This is a genomic window from Ruegeria sp. AF1, assembly GCF_056542125.1.
In genome coordinates this window covers 45517-69136 of the sequence record NZ_JBQFZG010000005.1, presented here as the reverse complement: position 1 = coordinate 69136, position 23620 = coordinate 45517, and the positions used below count along the sequence as shown (strand labels likewise).

At 56.6% G+C, this 23620-nt stretch carries 22 protein-coding genes; 3 read left to right on the top strand and 19 right to left on the bottom strand.

What is annotated here, in order from left to right; genetic code table 11:
* Positions 1 to 47: 47 nt before the first annotated feature.
* Together folD and ACR0BK_RS09690 are read left to right on the top strand one after the other, a co-directional pair.
* Positions 48 to 938, top strand: coding sequence for a bifunctional methylenetetrahydrofolate dehydrogenase/methenyltetrahydrofolate cyclohydrolase FolD (folD, locus tag ACR0BK_RS09695; protein WP_480554481.1), 891 nt, complete (start codon positions 48 to 50; stop codon positions 936 to 938).
* Between the two features lie 333 nt (positions 939 to 1271).
* On the top strand, positions 1272 to 1904 hold the full coding sequence (locus tag ACR0BK_RS09690; RefSeq protein WP_480554480.1) for a LytTR family DNA-binding domain-containing protein: 633 nt from the start codon (positions 1272 to 1274) through the stop codon (positions 1902 to 1904).
* Between the two features lie 2 nt (positions 1905 to 1906).
* On the opposite strand, the gene pdeM is transcribed toward ACR0BK_RS09690, so the two are convergent.
* The 15 genes from pdeM to ACR0BK_RS09615 all read right to left on the bottom strand — a co-directional run bounded on the left by pdeM (position 1907) and on the right by ACR0BK_RS09615 (position 17548).
* Entirely contained in the window at positions 1907 to 2569 is a 663-nt protein-coding gene (gene pdeM / locus ACR0BK_RS09685; RefSeq protein WP_480473721.1) for a ligase-associated DNA damage response endonuclease PdeM, read from the bottom strand.
* Between the two features lie 40 nt (positions 2570 to 2609).
* Complete coding sequence (locus tag ACR0BK_RS09680; protein ID WP_480554479.1) at positions 2610 to 5021, bottom strand: ligase-associated DNA damage response DEXH box helicase; 2412 nt, start codon at positions 5019 to 5021, stop codon at positions 2610 to 2612.
* A gap of 40 nt (positions 5022 to 5061) precedes the next feature.
* Entirely contained in the window at positions 5062 to 6369 is a 1308-nt protein-coding gene (locus ACR0BK_RS09675) for an ATPase (RefSeq protein ID WP_480473719.1), read from the bottom strand.
* Positions 6370 to 6486: 117 nt separating this feature from the next.
* The gene (locus ACR0BK_RS09670; RefSeq protein WP_480554478.1) at positions 6487 to 7032 is read right to left on the bottom strand and encodes a prepilin peptidase; all 546 of its coding nucleotides are present in this window, start codon (positions 7030 to 7032) and stop codon (positions 6487 to 6489) included.
* 3 nt (positions 7033 to 7035) lie between these two features.
* Positions 7036 to 7887: a tetratricopeptide repeat protein gene (locus tag ACR0BK_RS09665; RefSeq protein ID WP_480518837.1), complete on the bottom strand. Its 852-nt coding sequence runs from the start codon at positions 7885 to 7887 to the stop codon at positions 7036 to 7038.
* A 30-nt stretch (positions 7888 to 7917) separates the two neighbouring features.
* Positions 7918 to 8502, bottom strand: coding sequence for a tetratricopeptide repeat protein (locus ACR0BK_RS09660; RefSeq protein WP_480473716.1), 585 nt, complete (start codon positions 8500 to 8502; stop codon positions 7918 to 7920).
* Between the two features lie 9 nt (positions 8503 to 8511).
* Positions 8512 to 9492, bottom strand: coding sequence for a type II secretion system F family protein (locus ACR0BK_RS09655; RefSeq protein ID WP_480518839.1), 981 nt, complete (start codon positions 9490 to 9492; stop codon positions 8512 to 8514).
* Between the two features lie 10 nt (positions 9493 to 9502).
* A complete protein-coding gene (locus ACR0BK_RS09650; RefSeq protein WP_480518841.1) occupies positions 9503 to 10471 on the bottom strand; it encodes a type II secretion system F family protein in 969 nt (322 codons plus the stop codon).
* A gap of 11 nt (positions 10472 to 10482) precedes the next feature.
* Positions 10483 to 11928, bottom strand: a complete 1446-nt coding sequence (locus ACR0BK_RS09645) for a TadA family conjugal transfer-associated ATPase (RefSeq protein ID WP_480473713.1) — start codon at positions 11926 to 11928, stop codon at positions 10483 to 10485.
* Positions 11929 to 11951: 23 nt separating this feature from the next.
* Complete coding sequence (locus ACR0BK_RS09640; RefSeq protein WP_480518844.1) at positions 11952 to 13187, bottom strand: CpaE/TadZ family protein; 1236 nt, start codon at positions 13185 to 13187, stop codon at positions 11952 to 11954.
* 221 nt (positions 13188 to 13408) lie between these two features.
* On the bottom strand, positions 13409 to 14032 hold the full coding sequence (locus ACR0BK_RS09635) for an OmpA family protein (RefSeq protein WP_480554477.1): 624 nt from the start codon (positions 14030 to 14032) through the stop codon (positions 13409 to 13411).
* A gap of 17 nt (positions 14033 to 14049) precedes the next feature.
* A complete protein-coding gene (locus tag ACR0BK_RS09630; protein ID WP_480554475.1) occupies positions 14050 to 15423 on the bottom strand; it encodes a type II and III secretion system protein family protein in 1374 nt (457 codons plus the stop codon).
* 193 nt (positions 15424 to 15616) lie between these two features.
* Positions 15617 to 16495: a Flp pilus assembly protein CpaB gene (gene cpaB, locus ACR0BK_RS09625; protein WP_480518850.1), complete on the bottom strand. Its 879-nt coding sequence runs from the start codon at positions 16493 to 16495 to the stop codon at positions 15617 to 15619.
* Between the two features lie 292 nt (positions 16496 to 16787).
* The gene (locus ACR0BK_RS09620; RefSeq protein WP_480518852.1) at positions 16788 to 17015 is read right to left on the bottom strand and encodes a hypothetical protein; all 228 of its coding nucleotides are present in this window, start codon (positions 17013 to 17015) and stop codon (positions 16788 to 16790) included.
* 305 nt (positions 17016 to 17320) lie between these two features.
* A complete protein-coding gene (locus tag ACR0BK_RS09615; protein ID WP_171724432.1) occupies positions 17321 to 17548 on the bottom strand; it encodes a Flp family type IVb pilin in 228 nt (75 codons plus the stop codon).
* Positions 17549 to 17901: 353 nt separating this feature from the next.
* Between ACR0BK_RS09615 and ACR0BK_RS09610 the strand changes: the two genes are divergently transcribed.
* Positions 17902 to 18768 (top strand): lytic transglycosylase domain-containing protein, encoded by an 867-nt coding sequence (locus ACR0BK_RS09610; protein ID WP_480518854.1) that lies wholly within the window; start codon positions 17902 to 17904, stop codon positions 18766 to 18768.
* A gap of 38 nt (positions 18769 to 18806) precedes the next feature.
* Here the strand turns inward: ACR0BK_RS09610 and ACR0BK_RS09605 are convergent, their stop codons facing one another.
* The 4 genes from ACR0BK_RS09605 to topA all read right to left on the bottom strand — a co-directional run bounded on the left by ACR0BK_RS09605 (position 18807) and on the right by topA (position 23528).
* Positions 18807 to 19433, bottom strand: a complete 627-nt coding sequence (locus ACR0BK_RS09605; protein WP_480473704.1) for a 3-oxoacid CoA-transferase subunit B — start codon at positions 19431 to 19433, stop codon at positions 18807 to 18809.
* On the bottom strand, positions 19433 to 20137 hold the full coding sequence (locus ACR0BK_RS09600) for a CoA transferase subunit A (protein WP_209505579.1): 705 nt from the start codon (positions 20135 to 20137) through the stop codon (positions 19433 to 19435). The genes ACR0BK_RS09605 and ACR0BK_RS09600 overlap by 1 nt, the downstream gene beginning before the upstream one ends.
* A 112-nt stretch (positions 20138 to 20249) precedes the next feature.
* Positions 20250 to 20777, bottom strand: coding sequence for a superoxide dismutase family protein (locus tag ACR0BK_RS09595; protein WP_480554473.1), 528 nt, complete (start codon positions 20775 to 20777; stop codon positions 20250 to 20252).
* Positions 20778 to 20900: 123 nt separating this feature from the next.
* The gene (gene topA / locus ACR0BK_RS09590) at positions 20901 to 23528 is read right to left on the bottom strand and encodes a type I DNA topoisomerase (protein ID WP_480554472.1); all 2628 of its coding nucleotides are present in this window, start codon (positions 23526 to 23528) and stop codon (positions 20901 to 20903) included.
* Between the last annotated feature and the right edge of the window lie 92 nt (positions 23529 to 23620).

The following is a 23620-nucleotide window of genomic DNA, read 5'->3' as shown; positions in this document are numbered from 1 at the left end:
CGGGCGCGTTCTGCGCCCGTTTGGGTTTTGAAAGAAGGGACCAAAGGATGGTAGCGCAGGTTATCGACGGGAAGGCCTTTGCCGCCAAAGTGCGCGCGCAGGTGGCCGATCAGGTTGCAAAGCTGAAAGAGGAAAACGGCATCACCCCCGGCCTAGCCGTGGTTCTGGTGGGAGAGGATCCGGCCAGCCAGGTCTACGTCCGCTCGAAAGGCAAGATGACCGTCGAGGTTGGCATGAACTCGTATGAGCACAAGCTCGATGTGGAGACCTCCGAGGCGGACCTGCTGGCGCTGATCGACAAACTTAACACTGATCCGGCGGTGCATGGCATTCTGGTACAGCTGCCGCTGCCAAAACACCTGAACGAGGATCTGGTGATCAACTCGATCGATCCGGCCAAGGATGTGGACGGCTTCCACATCTCGAATGTGGGCCTGCTGGGCACTGGTCAGAAATCGATGGTGCCCTGCACCCCGCTGGGCTGCCTGATGATGCTGCGCGATCACCACGGGTCGCTGTCGGGCATGGATGCGGTTGTCATCGGTCGCTCGAACATCGTGGGCAAGCCGATGGCTCAGCTGCTGCTGGGGGACAGCTGCACTGTGACCATCGCGCATTCGCGCACCAGGGACCTGCCGGATGTGGTGCGCCGCGCCGATATCGTCGTGGCCGCTGTCGGCCGCCCCGAGATGGTGCCCGGCGACTGGATCAAGGAAGGCGCCACCGTGATCGACGTGGGCATCAACCGCATCGAACGCGATGGCAAGACCAAGCTGGTCGGCGATGTCGACTATACCAGCGCCGCCGAGCGCGCCGGCGCCATCACCCCCGTCCCCGGCGGCGTCGGCCCCATGACCATCGCCTGCCTGCTGGCTAACACCCTCACCGCCTGCTGCCGCGCAAACAAACTCCCCGAACCAGAAGGCCTGACCGCCTGATACACGCGGGGCCGGATCGGACCCTTCGGACCGGCCCCCTTTTTTGGCAGGCAAAGCTCCAGCCAAATCGCCCCCTGACTGCATGGGCAAAGCGCCCTGAATGGGTTTGACAGCCGAACAAATCGTGATATCCCTGTAATCCCAGCTGGTTACAGGTGAAGGCACTATTGTGTTTGACACATTCGGGGTGAGCTATGCTAATTCATGCACAAAAGCGGTATGACGTCTAAAATAAGTATAATCCTGAAGGCATTTTCACCGCAACGTGTGGTAGCGGGTTTGGTCTTTCTTCCTTTACTTGCATATGCGTTTCCACCCTTCCTTGATTCTGACATGTCATTTGGACTGCGGCTTGTATTCTGGGCGGGAGTGATGGTCCTTGCTTTGACGGTTACCGGGCTTGCCAGAAAGCTGATGCGGAAGAACCCCGTTTTCCTGAATGTTCCGGCGAGGGATCTGGCATTTGTTTCTTTGACCTTGGCATTGTTCACGCCTTCACTTTGGATGTTGGCCTGGGTTCTTTTCACCTGTGGTGGATATATGGCGCCGGACGCCGAGAGGATTGTGGTTTATGGCGCTTTGTTCGCGACAGGCTTGATGCTTGTACAGCGCAACGATCTGAATGCCGCGGCAATTACTGAATCTGATCTTGAAAAACCACGACTTGTCAAACGCTTGCCACCCAGATTCAACGGGCAGATCTATCGCTTGACCGTTCGGGATCACAACGTGGATGTTGTCACCTCAGAAGGCACCTTCACGCTCCGGTCGCGTTTCACAGATGCGATTGCCGAAATGGAGCCTGTCCCGGGTCATTGCTCGCACCGTTCGCATTGGGTCACCGACGCATACATTGTAAGTGTCGAAAGGGAAGGCAGTAAAACCTATCTGAAATTGATCAATGGTGATCTGGTTCCGGTCAGCCGGAAATACAAACCGATGCTGGAAATGGATGGCCTGATCTGAACCTATTGCGGCATTGGCAACATGTATGGACGCGGACCTGTGAGGATCGCCATCGCCTGCGATCCCATCAGTGCCGACAGCACTTGATCAGAGCTGCGAAGCCCCCCGGTAAAAGCGCCATAGGCCGGAAGTATAATGCGATGATCATTCAGCAGAAAAGCGGGGCGTGAAATATGACGTCCCTTGACCCTGATCCGGACTTTTGGATGGTAATGGCCGGAAACTTCTCCTCGCGCGGGATCCTGCGCGATATGACGGAAAACAAGCGGGCCACGGTGCCATTCGAACAGATGGGTCCCCCCCAGCTCAATAGGACCGGGATCGTGGTTCCCCTCAATCCAGATCCACTGACGTCCGGACTGTAAGGTCGCGATCCTTAGCATTTCTGATTTTGGCAGCGCCCGGGCAGCCTCAAGATCATCGAAGCTGTCGCCCAGACATACAATGGTTTTGGCGTTCGTTTGTCCCAAGTCATCTTTCAGGCGGTCCAGCGTTTCACGGCTGTCATAAGGCGGAAGTGAAGGCCCACCACGCCGCGCGACGCGCTCGGATTTACCCAGATGCAAGTCCGACACGCACAGCAAGCTTTCGTCTGGCCACCAAAGCGCACCGGACGGCAAAGCACACAGGCGCTGACCCGCAAAGGGAAACTCAAGTTCGTTCATGATACGTTCTTGGCCTGTTTCAGGGCCCGGCGCAAGCAGATCAAAGCTGTTCCAACCCCGCCGCTTGCAGCAGCCGCGCGCTTTCTTCCGCCAGAAGCCTTTCTTCGGCACTGCCTTTCACCGGCACTTTGCCAACCTCCAGAAACAGTGGCGCTGACAGGGGTGAAACACGCTCCAGCCGCACCAGATCAATCCTGTCGCCAATTCGGGCCAGCATTGTTTCGATCCGACCGAAATCGACAAGCCCACGCATGGCTTCCTCGCGGGTGATCTGCATCAATAGGTGATCGGGATCGTATTTCAGCAAGGTGTCATACAGGATATCGGACGAAAACGTAGCCTGCCGCCCGCTTTTGCGCTGCCCTGCCATGTTGCGTTCGATCAGACCGGCAATGGTGGCCGATGCACGAAACGTGCGCTTCATAACGGCGTTACCTGCCAGCCAGGTGTCAAGCCTGTCGCGCAGTGCATCGGGTTGAAGCAACGGACGGGGATCGGTAACCGCGTCCAGACCCCAGATCAGTGTGGCATAGTCCGTGGCGACAAAACCCAGCGGGGCCAGTCCGGTCTCCTCCATCCGTTTTGTCAGCAACAGGCCCAAAGTCTGTTGTGCATTTCGTCCGGCAAAGCCGTAGACGCAAAGATGTTCACGCCCGTCGCTGGGAAAGCTCTCGATGAGCAGCCGGTCACGCTGGGGCAGGCGGGACATCTGGCGCTGCAAATCCAGCCATTCAGACGTATGAGGGGGAAGCTGTGGCCAGTCAGTTTGGGCAAACATGTTCAGGATGCGGTCGCTAAGCTGAGTGGAGGTTGCGAATTTCGTGCCCGAGAAGGTCGCAATCTTTGGCTTTCGGTCAGCGTGCCGCGTGACTTCGACCACCATCTCGCGCAGCCCCTCATACCGCACGATTTGCCCACCGATCAGGAAGGTGTCGCCGGGCGTTAGCGAGGCAGCGAATGCTTCTTCTACTTCTCCCAGTGGCTTGCCGCCCCGGTTGCGTTTCAGACGAACCTTGAGCGTATCCGTGTCCTGAATCGTGCCCAGATTCATACGAATTCGCGATGCGGCGCGCGGGTCGCGCAGTTGCCATTGCCCGTCGGCGCCGTGTTGCAGCCTTTGCCAGCGATCATAGGCTTGCAGAGCATAGCCGCCGGTAGCACAGAAATTCAGGCAGGCGTCAAACTCGGCCCGCGTCAATTGAGCGTAAGGCCCGGCGGATGTCATCTCGGCATAAAGATCATCGGCGTTGAACGGTCCGGCGCAAGCGGCAATCAGGATATGCTGGCACAAAACATCGCGCGGGCCACGGCCGCGGGGTTCCCCATCCAGCTCATGGGCTTTGGCGGCCTCTAGCGCGGCGACGCATTCGACCACTTCGAAGCGATTGGCAGGTACCAAAAGGGCTTTGGAAGGTGCGTTATAGCGGTGGTTGGCCCGTCCTATCCTTTGCACCAGCCGTTTGACATTCTTGGGCGCGCCGATCTGGATCACCAGATCGACATCCCCCCAGTCGATGCCCAGATCCAGCGAACCGGTGCAGACGATGGCGCGCAAGTCACCCCGGACCATCGCCGCCTCGACCCGCTCGCGCTGCTGCCGGTCCAGACTGCCGTGATGGATGCCGATGGGCAGACCGTCATCATTGGCCAGCCACAGGTTGTGAAAGAATATCTCGGCCTGGGCGCGCGTATTGTGAAAGATCAATGTGGTCTTGTGCTGCTTGATCTGCTCCAGCACGGCTGGAATAGCATAAGCCGCGCCACCGCCAGACCAGGGCGGCATCTGCGACGTTTCCAGCATTCGGATATCCGGGTCCGGACCGGGGTCGGCCTGTACAATCTGGCAGGGATCAGGGTGGCGGGCCAGAAAGCGGGCAATCGCAACAGGATCTTCCACCGTCGCCGACAACCCGACGCGGCGCAGATCGGGATTGAGGCGTTGCAGGCGTGCCAGCGCCAGCATCAGCTGATCCCCGCGCTTGCTTTCAGCCAGTGCGTGGATTTCATCGACGATGATCCGCTGCACACCTTCAAACATACGCGGGGCATCCTCGTACGAGGTCAGCAACGCCAGACTTTCCGGCGTGGTCAACAGGATATGCGGTGGATCAGCCCTTTGGCGTTTCTTCTGCGTGGCTGAGGTGTCACCGGTTCGATCCTCGATCCTGACAGGCAGGCCGATCTCATCCACCGGGGTGCGCAGATTGCGTTTGATGTCGGCGGCCAGCGCCTTGAGCGGCGAGACATAGATCGTGTGCAATCCATTGTGGCCAGCATCCGCAAGTTCAGCCAGCGACGGCAGAAACCCGGCCATGGTTTTGCCGCCACCGGTGGGCGCAATCAGCAGTGTCGCCGGGCTGAATGCGCGGTCGAACATCTCTTGCTGATGCGGGTGGATGGACCAGCCTTTGGTGGAAAACCACGCGGCAATCCGTGCGGGAATCTGCGTCATGAACGCAGACTACCCGCCCCAGAGTGGTAATGGCACGGCGTTATTTGACGATTTTCTCGTCTTTGACGAACATGTTGGCCCAGGCCCGGTCGATCAGTTCGGGGCTCATCTGATAGGGGATGCCTTCGAACTCGCAGATCGAGATCATCTGGTCGATCAGAAAGATCGGTTGATAGTTGGCGTAGATGTTGTTGATGGTCGGGTATTTGACCTTCAGCAGGTGCACCAGCGCCGCCTCATCCAGCGGCATCCCGCGTTTGCGCGCAACCATGGCGAAAATCTTCAGGAAGTTTTCCTGATTCGGGCCGTCGATCTTGATCTTGAAGAAGATCCGGCGCAGGGCCGCCTGGTCAAATATCTCGTTCGGGTGGAAGTTGGTCGAGAAGATGACCAGCGTATCAAACGGAACTTCGAATTTCTCACCCGATTGCAGGCCCAGGATATCCTTGTTCTCTTCCAGTGGAACAATCCAGCGGTTGACCAGCGCCTGCGGTGGTTCGGCCTGACGGCCAAGGTCGTCCACGATAAAGATGCCGCCCGTGGATTTCAGCTGCAGCGGTGCCTGATAGGTTCGCGCGGTAGGGTTGTAAACCAGGTCCAGCATACTAAGCGACAGTTCACCGCCGGTGACCACGGTCGGGCGTTCACACTGTACATAGCGTGAGTCGAAACGTTTGCGGCGGCGCAGGCTGTTCGGGTCGTCGGCCTCCTGCTCGATCGCGGTGTGCACGATCGGGTCGTAGACCGTGATCACCTGCCCCGCATATTCGATGGCGTAGGGCACATAGACATTGTCCCCCAGCGCATCGCGAATGCCGTTCGAGATGGACGATTTACCGTTGCCCGGCGGACCATACATCAGGATCGACCGGCCTGCGCTGACTGCCGGGCCTAGATGATCCAGCAGGCTGTCGGGCAGAACCAGATGGCCCATGGCGTTGGTCAACTGGTCGCGCGTGACCTGAATGTTGCGGATCGATTGACGTTTGACTTGCTCGCGATAGACATCCAGCGGGACGGGCATCGCACCGAAATACTCGGACTGGCTGAGGGCATCCAGAGCGCGGGCCTTGCCGGCATCAGTCAGCTGATATCCCATCTCGTTGCCGCTGTTGGCGTTCAGCGTCCCCATTGCCTCAAGCAGCTTCTGCTCGCGTGCGATGTCGATCAGTTCCTGGGTCACAGCGCCAGGCAGACATATGGCCGCAGAAACTTCTGACACGGTGCTGGTGTTCTTGCGGAATATGGTCTTCAGCAAGATATCCCGCATCATCACCAGCGGAAGCTTCATTTCGCTTAACCCCTTCGGGGTAGGGGGGGCCATAACAGAGGAAGTCTGCATATTCATGCGCGGTGCTCGTTCGTCAAATTGTAACGCCAACTGCCCGAATAAGGGCGACTTGAAGGAAAAATGACCCAGCTTTGTGGCGGGACAAAGGCAGCGGCAAGGCGCGCTGATGATAGTTTACGAACCGAGAACAGTACCCAGAATCAGATACATGGCCAGCGAGCCACCCAGTGCGAACCCCATGGGGAACTGCTTGCCCCGATCCCAACTTTCCCAATGTGGCGCAATGGTGCGCAACCTTGTGATTTTAGCCAAACGATGCGTGACCACGGCGGCCAGAATACAGGCGGTCAGAATAAGCAGCACCAGCTTTAGATCGCCAAGCCAGACAAATGGCGCGGACGCGGCAAGAAACTTAGCGTCGCCCGCGCCCATTGCCCCTGACGCGTTCAGAAGAATGCCGAAAATCAACACCACGGGGATATGCAGAAGGTGCCAGAAATAGATCGGCATCGACACATTGATCAGCAACAGATGACCGCTGACCGTGCCGGTGGACCAGGGCGGGATGGCAACCAGCCCGACCACGACAAAAATCAACGCCAGCGCAACAACTGCATGGTTTTTGATCCGCATCTCACGCATATCCGTGAAGGCCACGTAAAAGCAGATCGGCAGCACGAAGGGCAGGAACCATGCCGCCGCCGCAGCGGGGATTTGCATGTGTCAGGCCTCTTCAAGCGCACGAAGCGAGCGGACCGCTTCATCGAAATGCTGCGGATGGGTGGCAATGGCCTCGCGGAACAGGTTTTTCGCGGTTTCTACATCGCCCTGCTTGACCGCGGAAATACCCATCGTATTCAGCAGTAGCGCCCGTTCAACCTGGGTCATCGGCACCACTGGAAGGCTATAGTTGCCCTGCGCTGACCGGGCCAGCACCAGATTATTCTTGGCAGTGAACAAAGAGCTGTCCTGGCGGACTGCGTCGGTGAACAGGCGTTCGGCCTCGGCATACTGGCCACGGGTCAGTTTCGAATACCCCCAATTGTTCATTACGCTGCCCGGGCGGGTGGTCAGCCCAACGGCCGTTTCATAGAAATGATCAGCCCGCTTCCACTCTTTCCGGGAATCCGCGACCACCGCCTCAAGGCGATAGCGTTTAAAGGTTTCGAACGTTGGGGGAACCGTATCCAGAACGGTTTTGGCCTGAGACCAGTCGCCATTTCGCACCAGCGCATCGGCGTACTCGACCTTGTCTGCGGCGTTCGTACCCTTCATTGTCGTCACGCGCTTCCACGCTGCTGCCGCTTCGGTGGTGCGTTTTGCGCGTCCCAGGGATATTGCCAACCCGCGCTGAAGATCGATGCGATCAGGGTTCTTGAGTGTGGCACCGTGAAAATAGGTCACTGCCTCATTCGGGTCGGCGGCACTCAACAACACATCGTTCAGGTTGGTTTCGTCAATAACGTTCACTTCCTGAAACGTCCGTTCCACTTTTTCCTCTTCGGATTCCTTTGCACAGGCCGAAAGGATCAGACTGCTGAAAACAACAGCCGGAATCAAGAATTGCTGGCGCATTTTTTGCGTCCTTTACTGCTCTTGCCTCGATTACTGGATTTTGCGTAGCGCGAATTGCCCGTCGCCAAGCTGCTCCAGTGTATATTCTTGTTGTTCTTGCGGGATATTATTAACAGGATTTTCCATTTTTGCGAGTGCTAAGCGCAGATTGTCGCGGATTGCGTCACTTTCGCCATTGTCCAGCGCGTAAGCCCGTTGAAAGACCTGCGCCGCTTCGGGGTACTCCTGTTTCTCCATCAGCAGAACGCCCAGATTATTCCATGCAACAGGCCAATCCGGATCGCCTTCCACGGCACGGCGCAGCAATTTCTCGGCCTGCCCTAAACGCCGCAACCCAAGATTGGCCGTACCCAGAGAGGTCAAGACCTGTGTCGTCATACCCTGGTCCAGCGCGGCGCGGGTAAAAGTATCAAGCGCCAGTTCGTATTCACCGGCAGCCATCAGCCGGTTTCCGACCTCGATATTGTCTTCTGCTTGTCCCCTGGGATCAACTCCCGGCGCATCCAGGCCGTTCGGCGACAGGCCTTCTGTGCAAGAAGCCACCATGGTGCAAACCACGGTGGCCTTAAGTATTCGGCGAAACCCGGACGGGAAGCACCAGAATTCAGCTTTCATAGGGTTTTATCATCCTGCGCGCCCGAAAGTTGAAATGACATTCGCCGACGGGCCGACCAGAATGATCAGCAGTGGCGGAACTGTCAGCATCATTGTGACAAGAGTCATCTTCGTAGGCAACTTGTTCGCAGCCTCCTCGGCGCGCATCACGCGTTTGTCACGCATCTCAGAGGCGTAAACCCGCAATGCTTCGGCAATGGATGTACCGAAAGTTGCCGACTGGATCATCACGGTGACGAATGAGTTTACGTCCTGTACGCCGCAGCGCACTCCGAAGTCGCGCAATACAGTGTCTTTGTCCTTACCGGCTTTCATCTCGTGTGCGACGGTTTCGAATTCCTGAGCGATATCGGGGTAGGAGGATTTCATTTCACCGGACACACGAACGATGGCCTGGTCCAGTGACTGTCCGGCCTCAACGCAGACCAGCATCAGGTCAAGCGTATCGGGAAAGCCTGCTGTAATTGCCTCTTTGCGTGCTTCGACCCGGCGTGTGATCCAGTATTTCGGGGCGAAATAACCAATTGCGGCTGGCACGAACACCCGGATCATCATTTGCTGACCGGTGAATTCCTGACCGTTTGAAAGGACCGTAATCAGCAGAACACCGACAACGATACCAATGATACCTAGCGAAAACTGCGCAAAGTGAAAGAACCGGACCGCATCTTTTGACCGATATCCCGCCTGACGCAGCTTCAGCTCAACCGCCGAATACTCTTCTTCGTTTTTCGGCTCCAGAAAAGTCGCGAATTTCTCAAGCTGCTCATTTCGACTGGAGTTTCGCAGTTGCTCTTTCTTGTTTTTTTTCGTTGCCCGCGGGGCCGCATTCGACCGCTGAAGTTTTTTCAGAGGATCTTCCGGCTGGCTCATGATCAGTGAGACAGCGACAAGAACCATGATCAGGCCAAGTACACCCACCACGATAAGGGGGCCGAACTCACCCAGGTGTTGAGTCAGCAGATCATTGATGTTGGTCAGAAATTCCATTGTGCTGCCCTCAGACCTTGATGTTGGTGATGATCTTCATGACGATCAGGTTCAGTGTCAGCAAAATGCCGACAACGAAACACGCAGGGATGAACCAGGGGTGGTCCAACACTTCGTCATAATACCCTGGGTCCTTGACCAGGATGAAAATCAGACACGCAATTGGGAAGCCAGACAGGAACTTGCCTGACCATTGTGCTTCGGCCGTGATTGCCTTGACACGCCGGAACAGGCGGAACCGCGCACGGATCACCTGTGCCAATCCAGCCAGAATTTCGGCCAGGTTACCACCGGACTGCTGCTGAATACCCACAGCAACCGCGAGGAACCGCAAATCCTGCATATCCAGACGTTCAGCCATATCCTTCAGCGCCTCGCCCACATCGCGACCATAGGCGCATTCATCCGCGATAACACCAAACTCGGTTCCCAGCGGATCCTGAACTTCGTTCGAAACAACCTGAATTGTCGAAACGAAAGGATTACCCACACGCAGCGAACGCACCATCAGCTCAACCGCGTCAGGCAGCTGCTCTTCGATCATTCCCATACGTTTCTTGGCCTTGTGGTTCACCCACGCGTAAACGCCGCCAATACCGATGGCGATTGAAATCGCGGCGCGCAGCGCTGTGTCTGTCGCGGTACCGATGCTCAGACCCACAAACGCCATGGCCGAGACCAGCGCCATGATCATGATCAGTTGACGGGGAGAAAACGCAATGGCGGCTTTTTGAGCCTTGTCAGCAAGCAGCGAATACAGAGGGATGCTCTGTGATTTCATGTGCTGCTGCATTTCCTTGCGCAGCTGCTCCAGAACCTGTTCGCGCCCGGCACCCTTTTCCAGCATGTCCAGACGCCGGTTGACCCGGCTGTTCAGACTGATGGATTTGCCGAACGCAACCAGATAGATGCCCTCGACCAGGGCAAGAACCCCCACAAAGATGGCGACATAGATGATCGCCTCCATAGGCAATTGCATACCCGGTTCTCCTACATTGTGGTTGGGTCGTAGATGGATGCGGGCAGATCAAAACCCCACAGACGGAAGCGTTCCGAATAGTGGCTGCGCACCCCAGTTGCCGTAAAGTGACCGATGATCTTGTTGTCAGGTGTCAGGCCAACACGTTGAAAACGAAAGATTTCCTGCATCGAAATCACGTCACCTTCCATACCGGTAATCTCGGTGATCGAGGTCATCCGGCGCGAACCATCCTGCAATCGGCTGGCCTGAACGATTAGGTTCACAGCGCTTGCGATCTGGCTGCGGACGGCCTTAATGGGCATTTCGATGCCGGCCATCGCGATCATGTTTTCCAAACGTGAAATCCCGTCACGGGCCGAGTTCGCGTGGATCGTGGTCATCGAACCGTCGTGGCCAGTGTTCATGGCCTGCAACATGTCGATCACCTCGGCGCCGCGTGTCTCGCCGACGATGATGCGGTCAGGTCGCATACGCAGGGCGTTTTTCAGACAGTCGCGCGGGCTGACCTCACCTTTGCCTTCCACGTTAGGCGGTCGGCTTTCCATCCGGCCCACATGGGTTTGTTGCAGCTGAAGTTCCGCCGTATCCTCGATGGTCAGGATGCGTTCGGCATCGTCGATAAAGCTGGACAGAGCGTTGAGTGTGGTCGTTTTACCGGAACCGGTACCGCCCGACACGATGATATTAAGACGGGTTGATACGGCAGCCTGCAAATAGGCAGCCATTTCCTCGGTGAACGCACCGAAACTGACTAGATCATCAATACCCAGCTTGTCTTTTTTGAACTTACGAATCGAAACCAGAGACCCATCTACCGCGATAGGGGGCACCATGGCGTTGAATCGCGATCCATCGGCCAGTCGGGCGTCAACATAAGGGTTGGATTCATCAACACGACGGCCCACCGCAGACACGATCTTGTCGATGATCCGCATCAGGTGCTTTTCATCCTTGAACGTGATGTCGCTGATTTCCAGCTTACCGGCACGTTCCACGAATATCTGATGCGGTCCGTTGACCAGAATATCGTTGACCGTATCGTCCTGCAGCAGCGTCTCAAGCGGACCAAGACCCGTTACTTCGTCGTACAGTTCTTTGTTCAACTGCGATCGGTCATCGCGATTCAGAACGATGTTCCTGGTTTCCAGAACTTCGCTGGCGATTGCGCTGATTTCGGCTCGTAGCTCCGCTTCGGCTGCGGTCTCCAGAGCCGCTAGGTTCAGGTTCTCCAGCAACTCGCGATGCAGTTCGATCTTGATCTCACTCAGCCGTTCCTTGCGTTTTCGATCACGATCGGCCCCGGCAACCTCAGCCGTTTTTTTCTGAGGTTTACGTACGACGGCCGTTGCTGCGGGGCTGGGGGCAGCTTGTGCGGCGGGTGCCGCCGTTTCGACCGGCTGCGCTGCCGCTTTGACGGGCTGCGCTGCTGGCTGTTTTTTATATCTTGAGAACACGGCGATCCCCCCTTGGGATGATGTTACGCAGCTTCAGCGCTGCTGCTGCCAAGGCTGTGAAGTGATTTGGCCAGCTTCGCGATTTCCCGGCGAAGCGGGTTCTTGGCGGCTGAATTGGCCAGCGGCAAACCATGGTCGCCACTTTGCATGACAGGCTTGCCCCCATCAGGCAGCAGCAGGTCAATTGAGATGCCAAGGCTTTCCCCCATGCGTTTCACGCGGCTTTTTCCGTTCAGGTCGGTGAATTTTGGGGCTCGGTTCAGCGCAAAGCGCAGCTTGTTGAAGGGCAGTTCTTCGGCCTGCAACGCGCGCTTGAGGCGCAGGGCATTCTGAGCGGACCGCATGTCGAGTTCGATCATTGCAAAATACACATGTGCCGCCTGCAAGACCGTTTCCGACCACAAGACCAGCGTCTTGGGCATATCCACAACCACATAGTCGAAATGCGTGCGGGCCATGTCAATCACGCGCTGGATGTCTTCGGGCGTAATCAGGTCCAATGGCACCATGTCGGATGGCGCGGTCAGAACTTGCAGTTTTTCTTCATATGTTTGAAGGGCTTGCGAGAAAACCTCGCTGTCCATCGAATCCGTGTCGGACAGCATTTCAAACACCGTCTCGCGACGCGCCAGGTCCAGATAGGTTGAAACCGTGCCGTATTGCAGATCCAGATCGATCAGACAGACGGACGGGGCATCCTTGTCCGATGCACAGGCCAGCTCCCAGGCCAGGTTCACCGCCAAAGTCGTGGAGCCCACGCCACCGGCAAGTCCCTGAACGACGAACAAAGCGCCTTCCTTTGATTCGCCATTTGCCAATGGAACAGCTGCGGCTTGTGCCATGACAACCGGATCGGGCTGCTTCATGCGTTCTACCGCTTCCTGCAATTCACCTTCCGGAAGCGGGTAGGGGACAAACTCGTCCGCGCCCTTGCGCAGCAGTTGGTGGAGCGAAGCAGGTGTGACGTCCTCGGCGATCAGGACGACCTTGATTTTCTTTTCCTTGGCCCGCGTGATGATTTCACCCATCAATGACAGGTTGTCTTCATCTTCCCCGTCGATTGCCAATGCAACGAATTCAAGCGCTTCGGCTTCTGGCTGGCTGAAAAAGGCCAGCGCTTCGGCAAAACCCAAGTCGCCCCAGCGCTCGCCCAGAATGGTTTCCATGTCTTCAATCAGAAGATCGAAATTCTGGACATCCCGGCTTATGGTGCAGGCCAGGATTGCAGAAGTTTCGTCTTGCGGCGTTGCGCTGGTCATAAACACTATCCTCGTCGTGAGGGCTCAGCATGTCATATGAACGAATTCCGCCAGATTGATGTGCTGTCGCCCCAATACGGTCAAATTTGGCCGCAGGTCACCCTATTTTTCACAATGTTGCTTTGAAGTTGGGCAAGAATTGGGCGCAAAAGAACCAATTGTAGGGAAATGGGCGACGATGTCGCCCATTCTGCTTGTATTATCCACCAATGCCTGCGGCACTAGTTGGCCGTATCTGTTGTTGATACGTTCTCGATCACGCTCTTCCACGTCGCACTTTCAACGTATTCGCGATAGATGATGTTCGCGTATTTTCCGTCGAGCAGTTGCGGGTGACGGTCAACAAAGCCAGAAACTTCCGTTACCGTCCGACGGTTGCGGCGATCTCGATTCGGTGTAGCGATCAACGGTTGCGTTTTTCCAAAGGATACAACGGCTTCAAGACGTGAACGTGAGATGCCTTGTCGTTCAAGGAACGCGACGACGGCCTGTGCGCGGCGTAGCCCAAGGCTTTTGTTGTAGCTGGTTGAACCTACGGCATCTGTATGTCCGTAAACCCGGAATCTGGCTTCGGGGAACTGTTTGATCCAGTCAGCCTGCTGCAACAGTATGCTTTGCGCTGATGCGTCCAGTTGCGAACTGTTGAAGGCAAAGTTCACTTGGCTGGGTACATCTGCGGCAAATCTGCGGCCGAGAATCTGAGCATAGGTCAATTCGCCGTTTTGAACCTGTATATTGTTCAATGTCGCGTTTCCGAAGGTTCCGGCATCGATCTCGTATCCGACCTCGCGCGTACATGCGGCAACGGCGACCGTAAGACCCAGTGTGATGATCCACTTCTGCATTGGTCCTATCCTCCTGATCAATCTAGGACGTAGCCGTACGAGCTGCCAAAATTCTGTTTGGCTACTTCGGACGCTCCGCCGGCTCCGGGACGCTGTGTACGAGCAACCCGACCATTCGCGAACAGGTCAAATTCGCTGGGCGGTTTGACACGATCGGTGGGAAGGGCTAGCGCCTCGCCACGCGTCGGCGTCACCAGATGCGCCGTGATGATGATGACAAGTTCACTTTGTTCACGCTGATAATCAGCGCTGCGGAACAAGGCCCCCAGAACCGGCACATCTCCCAGCCACGGCACTTGGTTGACCTGGTCCACAAAGTTGTCCTGAAGCAGTCCAGCGATGGCAAAGCTTTCCCCGTCGCGCAACTCTATTGTGGTCTCGGCTTGCCGCACGATAAAGCTGGGAACGGTGTCTCCATTAATTGTGAAGTTCGTGCTGGTGTCGATGCTCGAAACTGATGTGCCCATTTCAAGATTGATCAGGTCGCCGTCAACAACCCGCGGAATGAAGTTCATATTGACACCGAAGGGTTTGTACTCGATTGCCACGACACCGTCGTCTTGCGGCACCGGAATCGGAACCTCACCACCAGCCAGGAACGTTGCTTCCTGCCCGGACAGAGCCGAAAGGTTCGGTTCGGCAAGGTTGCGTACAAGGCCCTTCGACTCGAGGGCTTGCAGCAGCAAGTTGACCTGAGCTGATCCGACCCCGAAGCCAAACAACAAGACACCATTTTCCACGGTGACAGGGGGAACAAGGTTCTGCGGGTTGAAACCACCGACAAAATCAGTGCCCGCAATTGAAAGCGTTGAAGAAAGCTCTTTTGCGACTGAGCGATTCATCTCGGCGAAGCGTACTTTCAGCATAACTTGCTGCACGCCACCCACGGACATCAGATTCGAAACACGTTCCGGCGCGTACCGTTCAGCCAATTCAAGTGCGCGGGCCAGTTTGGCCGCGCTTGAAACCGTGCCAGACAGTACGATGCCGTCATTGGCGGTGCGTACTTCGATTTGCTCGCTTGGCAGGATCTGACGCAGACGCTCTTTAAATTCGGTTACATCGGGCGAGACCCGGACACGTACGTTGGCAAGCAGATTTCCTGCGCCATCAAACAGTGTTAGCGTGGTCAGGCCAGGGGCCTTACCCAAAACATAGATTGTGCGATCCGAAAGCGAAGAGATATCCGCAATGCCTGCGTTGGCAATGCTGAGCTCTGCAAACGGTTGTTCGCTTTCCACAACAATCGCGCGGTTCATCGGAACTTCCAGCGTTTCCACTGTGCCCTTTTTTACCACGCGAAGGGATTCAGCCCAGGCGGCATCGCCGACCGGGCCCATAACAAGCGACAACCCCAGCAGGGTTGCGCTGATCCAGGAACGTATTGTCATGTGACCTGCCTCTCCGATCACGCCTCGTTTTTTGGGTCTTATGCCCTATGTGCAGAGAGACTGCGCGAAATCCGAATTTATTGCAATAATCAATGGTTTCTGGAATTTTCCTTATGTGGAGAATTGGCAACAACAACAAGAAAAGAGCCGCATCTGAGATGCGGCTCCGATCTTGTAACACTCTGAATTGGCGTCAATTTGTACAGGGGATAGGCACGTTGACAATCTCGCCACCGCGTCGGATGCGCGTCGTGCAGACCTGTTCAACCTCTTCCTTCGGTTCCGGAGCGGCTGCCGTTATTCCAAGCAGTTTGCGCTGATCCACCTCGATTGCCGACGCAACAGAGTCATCCTGTACCCCAACAAGGGCCAGTGACAGCCGCCCGGTGTTCTGGGCCTGCGCGAGTGCTGCGACCTGTTCCGGCGTGGCTGCGACCGTGACTGTGCGTGCAATCGTTGCGCTTGCGACGTCCGAACCAGCGGTCTGGTCGACGGCGATCAGCTGAACGTTGGTTTCGATCAGTTTGGTGATGCCGCCAGAATTCCCTTCTACCGTCCCGCTTGACCCGGTCCAGTAGATGTCGACATTGTCGCCGGGGCGCAGGAAGCCTGAAACACCAGAGGCCACGTCGACGCTGATCGCAAAGGCGCGCATACCTCTTTCAAGACGAGAGGTCAAACCGGCCGATTCGCCAGGCTGTGTGATCTTGACCTCCATGATCGCCTCATCCTTTTCCATGGTCCTCAGAACATAACGCTCATTGGCGCCTCTTTCGGGAAAGAGCACAGCGAGATCAGAGAATGTACCTGCGGGAATCGCGTTTTCCGGCCAGTCTACGGCGCGAATGTCCTCCTGCGTCAGGCGTTCACCGTATTTCAGCGCACGATTTGAAACGTAAACGGTTACCGTTGGAATGACATCGACTTTGGCATTGGCCAGCGCTTCTTCTGCCGCTTGTTTCTGCCGCGCCAATTCGCTTTGATAAGCCGCAATATAGTTGCGCGCCATGTAAACGGCGCCCCCAGCCAGAGCAACGCCGACAATCAGGACAAGTCCGAATACCGCTCGCATACATGCACCTCTTTCTTATTTAGCCGGATACTAAGCGGCCAAAGGGCCACTTTGAAACAGCCCAAGTGTTAAATGTAAATTGTGTCGAAATGTGGGACAAAAATGTCTGCTTGTTAGATTCTGCGTCAGCTTTCGCACAATTCCGCAAAACGACTGCTGTCATTTCCTTGCGGCAGGCCAGACGAAGAACAACGAAACAAACGCCGCGCCCCAAAAGGTCGCCGCGTTTATTTGCCCTACACGTTCGCCAACAAGCTCAGGAAGGCGCGTGAATGTGAAAACTCGCTGTGGTTCAGTTGGTTCCCGCTGTGACGAGACCGCCAGGCCCGGTGTTCGAGCCGGTGCTGACAACAGAGGAACTCATGGCTTGGTTGATGTTACCGCCGATACCATCAACACTTGAGCTGATGACGAGGTAGGTCGCGCTTGACAGACCGATGAGCACTGCGGTCAAAACCACCCAGTCAACGGTCACCGCTCCTGCTTCGTCCGATTTGAAGCGAGTAAGGAACTTTAGCATCTACTTATCTCCAATACGACAATTCAGTGTTTCCCATAACGTCGCCCAACAGTGGTTCGTTCGGATGGCGGAAATCAGGCCAAAAGTTGATTTTGGTGGAAATATCTAAGATTCTGCACTTTTTCACGTGTTACTTGTTGCGGTGAGACCTGAAAAAGGGCGTGACTAATTCGGTGGCGCTCGTGGTGTGGCGCGCGGAGTCATGTCTATTAGCCTGAATCTTTGCCTCAGAAGGTACCGGTACTTCTGAAACAAAAAAAACCGCGCCTGAAGGCGCGGTCTCGAAATCTTGCTAAACCAAAGGCTTAGTTGGTGCCTGCAGCTGTGATACCACCTGTTGCGGTGTTGCTGCCGGTGCTGATCGACGATGCTTGCAGAGCGGTGTTCACGTCTGTTGCCAGGCCGGTCGCGCCAGCCGAGATCTGCTGGTATGCAACGGCTGCCAGGCCGATGACTGCTGCGGTCAGAACAACCCAGTCAACTGTTACTGCGCCGTCTTCGTCTTTGCGGAAGTTCTTGATGAACTTGATCATGTTACGTCCCTCCTAAAGGATCAAAAAGAGTTTAACAAACCTCGGCGTTCTTCAGAGCTTTCTCTCTCAGTCCGCTCATGTCCGTCTCGGTATGGATTAATGTTTGCCTGTTGTGCGTGGCAGGAATTGGGCCAAACACAGATTTTTTTTCGTGCGGCTTAACTTTTTGGTCACTAAATGGGCAAAGCATTGTAAATAAAATAAAAAAAAATTCTTTGATCCGCACCAAGAGCTCCACAGCGGTGCAAATTTACGCCAAATGAGGCGAAATTGCCCCAATTCGCTTTGTTTTTCTGGCTTTGGGCGAAGATTCGCGGTTCAAATCGCGTAAAAAGAATACATGAGGCAGGCACATGACTCTCCGGAACGCACTTCAATGCGCCGGTGTACTGGCGTTTCTACTATCTGGTGTCGCACCCGGGTATGCGACCGAGGTTGAGCCGCGCGGAGTTTACAAGCGGATCAAAGCGCCCAAGCCGGGTGAGCGTCCTCGCGTGACCATTCAGATCACACCCGAGGAACACGCGGCCAAGCCCTCAGCCCCCAGCACAGGGGTGGAGCTGGTGGTTCCAGAAATCATAGCAAGAACCAAAGTGGTTCAGCCCACAGTGCCGGGAATCGGTGCCGCGCCTGACCCTAAAGGGTCGTACAAGGCATTCTGGGACCGCATTTCACCGCACATTGATGAAGGCGGGGCCGGGCGGCTTGATGCTGCCATAAACGCGCTGGCGGCGACGAATGTAAGATCACCCCGGCTGCAATCGCTGCAAGACATAGCGAAAGAACGTGGGATCGAGATTTTGCGATCAACCGTGGGAACCAATGTGTCGCCAGCACTGGTGCTGGCTGTCATTTCGGTTGAATCGGCCGGTCGCGCGGATGCCGTCAGTTCGGCCGGTGCACAGGGTCTTATGCAGTTGATGCCGGCCACAGCTGCCCGCTTTGGAGTTAAGGACAGTCTGCAACCCTCGCAGAACATCGCCGGGGGTGTGAAATACCTCAACTGGCTGATGGAAGAGTTCGGAAATGATCCGATCTTGGTTCTGGCCGGTTACAACGCTGGTGAGGGGGCTGTGCGTAAACACAGCGGCGTGCCGCCTTATGCCGAAACCCGAGACTATGTGCCCAAGGTTCTGGCCGCTTTCCAGATCGCGCGGGCTTTGTGCGCGACACCGCCGGATCTGATTTCAGATGGGTGCGTGTTCCAGACCTCAAACTGAAAAAGGCCCGCCTCGTTCCGGCGGGCCTTTTCTTTTGTTCAGCCGACGATTGTCGCTTCGGTCGCAGCGCGCATTTCGTCTTCACTGACACCTTCTGCCAGTTCAACGATCCTCAATCCGCCCTCGACCACGTCCAGAACGCCAAGATTGGTGATGATGCGATCCACGACGCCCTTGCCGGTCAGTGGCAGAGTGCATTCCTTCAGGACCTTGCTTTCACCGTGCTTGTTGGTGTGGTCCATAACCACGATCACGCGCCCAACGCCTGCAACCAGATCCATGGCACCGCCCATGCCTTTCACCAGCTTGCCAGGAATCATCCAGTTTGCCAGGTCGCCTTTCTCATCCACTTCCATGGCACCCAGGATCGCAGCAGCGATCTTGCCGCCCCGGATCATCGCAAAGGACGTAGCGCTGTCGAAATAGGCGGTGCGGGACAGTTCGGTGATTGTCTGTTTGCCCGCGTTGATCAGGTCCGGGTCTTCTTCACCCTCGTACGGGAAGGGACCCATACCCAGCATTCCGTTTTCGGATTGCAGAGTGATGTCCTTGTCGCCCACATAGTTCGCCACCAGCGTCGGAATACCGATGCCGAGGTTCACATACATGCCGTCGTCCAGTTCCTCTGCCGCGCGTGCGGCCATTTGATTGCGGTCCCAGGGCATTATGCGTCCTCCTTCTTGCGGGTGGTGCGCTGTTCGATGCGCTTTTCATGATCGCCCTGAATGATGCGATGCACATAGATGCCGGGCAGGTGGATCTTGTCCGGGTCCAGTGAGCCGCGCGGAACAATCTCTTCCACTTCGGCCACGCAGATCTTGCCGCAGGTGGCTGCGGGCACATTAAAGTTGCGGGCGGTCTTGCGGAACACCAGATTGCCGGTGTCGTCAGCTTTCCAGGCCTTGACGATGGCCAGATCGGCGAAGATTCCTTCCTCAAGGATGTAGGTCTCGCCGTTGAAATCCTTGTGCTCTTTCCCTTCCGCAATCACGGTGCCGACGCCCGTCTTGGTGTAGAAACCGGGAATACCGGCCCCACCGGCGCGCATCCGTTCGGCCAGTGTTCCTTGCGGGTTGAATTCCAGTTCCAGCTCACCGCTCAGATACTGGCGCATGAATTCGGCGTTTTCGCCCACATACGAGCTGATCATCTTTTTGACCTGCTTGGTCTGCAACAGGATGCCGATGCCGAAATCGTCCACACCGGCGTTATTCGACGCAAAGCTCAGGTCTTTGACGCCCGAATCCCTGATGGCAGCAAGCAACAGTTCGGGAATGCCGCACAGGCCAAACCCGCCCGCGGCAATCAGCATGCCATCCGTCAGCACCCCATCGAGTGCCTCGGCGGCATTGGCATAGACTTTCTTCATGGAAAACTCCCCCAATGACATGGTGATGGGCAGGTTTTGCCGCCACGTCATGGGGAAGTCAATGAAACCAGAAGGTTCAGGTATTTCTACGGTAGTTCAGCTTACAATAGTGTCAGTCGGCGATCAGGATTCCGCAGGCGATGCGCCCCCCGGCACCGCCAATGGGTTGGCTAATGTGATCGTCGCCAGCTTCGTGGATGATGAAAGTTGACCCGTCCGCATCCAGCAATGCGCTCCCGTCACCCTCAAGTGAAACAAGGTTTGTAAAGGCCTCCATCTCGCCCACACCATCCTGTCCCACATATAGATTGGGCAGATCGCCGGGCTCGGGGCCCTCAGGGTTCAGCAGCCCATGTGCGCCTTCAACTTTGCCAACATGGCCTTGGGCCGTCTTGAACCCTTCACCGGCCTCGCAGACACCATGGCTGTGCAGGTGTAACCCATGTTTTCCCGGCGGCAGGTCAGTGACGCGTACGTGCAGCAGAACACCATTGGGCCCTTGCGTCGCCTTCGCCTGACCAATGACGTCGCCTTGCGCGTTGATGATTTCGGCTGTGGCAGATTTGACGTGATGCGCGGCCTGGCCCTGCGTGGCAGCCGCAACGCCTATCGCCGCAACAAGAATGGCGGTTCTGAACATGTCTCAACTCCTTTACTGAACAACGCAATCCTGTATCGCGTCAGTCCATAAACACGCAGGCCGGTTCCTTTATTCAGAAACCGGCCCGCGCGTTTGGTGACATGTCCCGGTCGAACGTCCGGATTATTCAGCCGCTTTCTTTGCTGTCTTCTTCGCGGCTGCCTTCTTTTTGGGTGCAGCCTTTTTTTTGGTGCCTTTCTTGGATGCGCGCTCATTGACCAGTTCTATGGCCATTTCCTGCGTCAGCTCTTCGGGCTTGATGTCTTTCGGGATGGTCGCGTTGACCTTTTCCCATTTTACATATGGCCCGTACCGTCCGTCCAGAACCTGCATCGCGCCGCCGTCTGGATGCTCGCCCAGGTCTTTCAAAGCTTTTGCCGCGGCGCGCCCGCGTCCGCCGGGATTGGCCCGTTTCTCGGCCAAAAGCTCAACGGCGCGGTTCATACCGATTTCGAACACATCGTTTGGGTCTTTGAGATTGGCATAGACCGGCTTGGCTTCATCGGCCAGCTGATGCATCAGATAGGGGCCAAAACGCCCGAAGTTCGCTGTGATCATGCCGCCTTCGGGGTGTTCACCGATCTGACGGGGCAGGGACAGAAGCGTCAGCGCCTTGTCCAGATCCATGTCATCCTTGCTCCAGCCGCGTGGAAGCGAGGAGCGCGGCGGCTTTTTGTTCTCGGGCGTGGGTTCGCCTCGCTGGACATACGGCCCAAAGCGACCGGATTTCAGCCAGATCTCATCCCCGGCGTCTTCGCCCAGCAATTGTTCGTCGCCTTCCGCGCCTTCACCGGCGATGGGCCGTGTATAGTTGCACTCCGGATAATTGCCGCAGCCCACGAACCCGCCAGTGCGCGAGGTTTTCAGGTGCAATTGCCCCAAACCGCATTTCGGGCAGATGCGCGGGTCGGACCCGTCCTCACGCGGGGGGTAAAGCTGTGGCGCCAATGCTTCGTCCAGCTTGTCCAGCACTTCCGAGATGCGCAGTTCGGATGTTTCGCCAATCGCTGCCGAGAAATCGCGCCAGAACTTGCCCAGCAGATCCTTGTAGTCACGATCACCGGCGCTGACGTCATCCAGTTGCTCTTCCAGATTCGCGGTGAACTCGTAGCCAACATACTGGCGGAAGAAATTCAGCAGAAAGATAGTGACGATCCGGCCCTTTTCCTCGGGGATCAGCCGGTTCTTGTCCTTGCGCACATATTCGCGGTCCTGAATCGTGGTCACGATCGAGGCATAGGTCGACGGACGTCCGATCCCCAACTCCTCCATCCGCTTGACCAAAGTGGCCTCGGTATAGCGCGGCGGCGGTTGCGTGTGATGCTGCAACGCCAGAACGGCTTCGTTATCTGCCATGATTGCGGCTTTGTCCGACTCGCTGGTGGCCTTGGCAAACTGATCGCGCAACGTAGTTTTGGAAAAGCGCGCGGGGTCGCCCTGCATGATCTGCGGCAGGCGTTTTTCGTCATCATCGGCGACATCATCGCGGCCTTCCTCATAGACGCGCATGAATCCGTCGAACAATACCACCTGACCGGTGGCACGCAGACCGACTTGACCGTCATCACTGCCAATCTCGACCGTGGTGCGCTCCAACCGTGCTGCTGCCATCTGGCAGGCAATTGTCCGTTTCCAGATCAGATCATAAAGCTTGCGCTGATCTTCATCCGTGACCTTCAGCGCCTTTGCATCACGCGTCATATCCGTGGGGCGGATACACTCGTGTGCTTCCTGCGCGTTTTTGGCCTTGTTTTTGTACATACGCGGGCTGTCCGGCACATACTCTGCACCGTATCGATCCGCGATGGTGTCGCGCGTTGCCGTCACGGCCTCGGGGGCCATGTCGATCCCGTCGGTTCGCATATAGGTAATGTATCCGGCCTCATAGAGGCGCTGCGCCACCTGCATCGCGTGGCGCGCGCCCATGCCGAATTTGCGGCTGGCCTCCTGTTGCAGGGTCGAAGTCATGAACGGCGCGCTTGGATTGCGCGCGGCGGGCTTGGCTTCAACCGAAGTCACACGCAGCGCGCGGCTGGTGACGGCCTGAACCGCCAGTTCGGCCTGTGTTGCGTTGGTCAGATCGTGCTTGTCCAGTTTCTTGCCCGCCAACGTGCCCAGCCGCGCCTCATAGGTTTGACCACGCGGTGTCTCGAACAGGGCCCGGACCGACCAGTACTCGACCGGCTTGAACGCTTCGATCTCCATCTCACGCTCGACGATCAGGCGCAGACAGACCGATTGCACCCGACCTGCGGATTTTGCACCGGGCAGTTTGCGCCACAGAACCGGTGACAGGTTGAAGCCAACAAGGTAATCCAAGGCGCGGCGCGCCAGATACGCTTCGACCAGGGGCATATCGACATCGCGCGGGTTTTTCATCGCCTCTGTCACCGCCTCTTTGGTGATGGCGTTGAAGGTCACCCGGCTGACCGGTGTATCTTTCTTGATCGATCGGCGCTTGGTCAGCGCTTCCTGCAAGTGCCAACTGATCGCCTCGCCCTCACGATCAGGGTCGGTGGCGAGGATCAGCGCGTTGTCTTCTTTCAGCGCGTCGGCGATGGCCTTTACATGTTTGCGGCTGTCATTGCCGACTTCCCATGTCATGCAAAATCCATGGTCCGGATCGACCGATCCGTCCTTTGGCGGCAGGTCCCGCACATGGCCGTAAGAGGCCAGAACGGTGTAGTCAGGGCCGAGATATTTATTGATTGTTTTTGCTTTGGCCGGAGATTCTACAACAACTACGGGCATTTAAGGGGAAACCTCGCTCGACGAATTTGGCGCCTTTTATGGTGGTGCAAAATGTGTGGGGCAAGCGGGGATTGTCAATGCGTTCCTTTGGC

Coding starts and splice junctions, on each gene's coding strand:
- folD (WP_480554481.1), top strand. CDS start 48: ATGGTAGCGCAGGTTATCGACGGGAAGGCCTTTGCCGCCAAAGTGCGC.
- ACR0BK_RS09690 (WP_480554480.1), top strand. CDS start 1,272: ATGTCATTTGGACTGCGGCTTGTATTCTGGGCGGGAGTGATGGTCCTT.
- pdeM (WP_480473721.1), bottom strand. CDS start 2,569: ATGAACGAACTTGAGTTTCCCTTTGCGGGTCAGCGCCTGTGTGCTTTG.
- ACR0BK_RS09680 (WP_480554479.1), bottom strand. CDS start 5,021: ATGACGCAGATTCCCGCACGGATTGCCGCGTGGTTTTCCACCAAAGGC.
- ACR0BK_RS09675 (WP_480473719.1), bottom strand. CDS start 6,369: ATGAATATGCAGACTTCCTCTGTTATGGCCCCCCCTACCCCGAAGGGG.
- ACR0BK_RS09670 (WP_480554478.1), bottom strand. CDS start 7,032: ATGCAAATCCCCGCTGCGGCGGCGGCATGGTTCCTGCCCTTCGTGCTG.
- ACR0BK_RS09665 (WP_480518837.1), bottom strand. CDS start 7,887: ATGCGCCAGCAATTCTTGATTCCGGCTGTTGTTTTCAGCAGTCTGATC.
- ACR0BK_RS09660 (WP_480473716.1), bottom strand. CDS start 8,502: ATGAAAGCTGAATTCTGGTGCTTCCCGTCCGGGTTTCGCCGAATACTT.
- ACR0BK_RS09655 (WP_480518839.1), bottom strand. CDS start 9,492: ATGGAATTTCTGACCAACATCAATGATCTGCTGACTCAACACCTGGGT.
- ACR0BK_RS09650 (WP_480518841.1), bottom strand. CDS start 10,471: ATGCAATTGCCTATGGAGGCGATCATCTATGTCGCCATCTTTGTGGGG.
- ACR0BK_RS09640 (WP_480518844.1), bottom strand. CDS start 13,187: ATGACCAGCGCAACGCCGCAAGACGAAACTTCTGCAATCCTGGCCTGC.
- ACR0BK_RS09635 (WP_480554477.1), bottom strand. CDS start 14,032: ATGCAGAAGTGGATCATCACACTGGGTCTTACGGTCGCCGTTGCCGCA.
- ACR0BK_RS09630 (WP_480554475.1), bottom strand. CDS start 15,423: ATGACAATACGTTCCTGGATCAGCGCAACCCTGCTGGGGTTGTCGCTT.
- cpaB (WP_480518850.1), bottom strand. CDS start 16,495: ATGCGAGCGGTATTCGGACTTGTCCTGATTGTCGGCGTTGCTCTGGCT.
- ACR0BK_RS09620 (WP_480518852.1), bottom strand. CDS start 17,015: ATGCTAAAGTTCCTTACTCGCTTCAAATCGGACGAAGCAGGAGCGGTG.
- ACR0BK_RS09615 (WP_171724432.1), bottom strand. CDS start 17,548: ATGATCAAGTTCATCAAGAACTTCCGCAAAGACGAAGACGGCGCAGTA.
- ACR0BK_RS09610 (WP_480518854.1), top strand. CDS start 17,902: ATGACTCTCCGGAACGCACTTCAATGCGCCGGTGTACTGGCGTTTCTA.
- ACR0BK_RS09605 (WP_480473704.1), bottom strand. CDS start 19,433: ATGCCCTGGGACCGCAATCAAATGGCCGCACGCGCGGCAGAGGAACTG.
- ACR0BK_RS09600 (WP_209505579.1), bottom strand. CDS start 20,137: ATGAAGAAAGTCTATGCCAATGCCGCCGAGGCACTCGATGGGGTGCTG.
- ACR0BK_RS09595 (WP_480554473.1), bottom strand. CDS start 20,777: ATGTTCAGAACCGCCATTCTTGTTGCGGCGATAGGCGTTGCGGCTGCC.
- topA (WP_480554472.1), bottom strand. CDS start 23,528: ATGCCCGTAGTTGTTGTAGAATCTCCGGCCAAAGCAAAAACAATCAAT.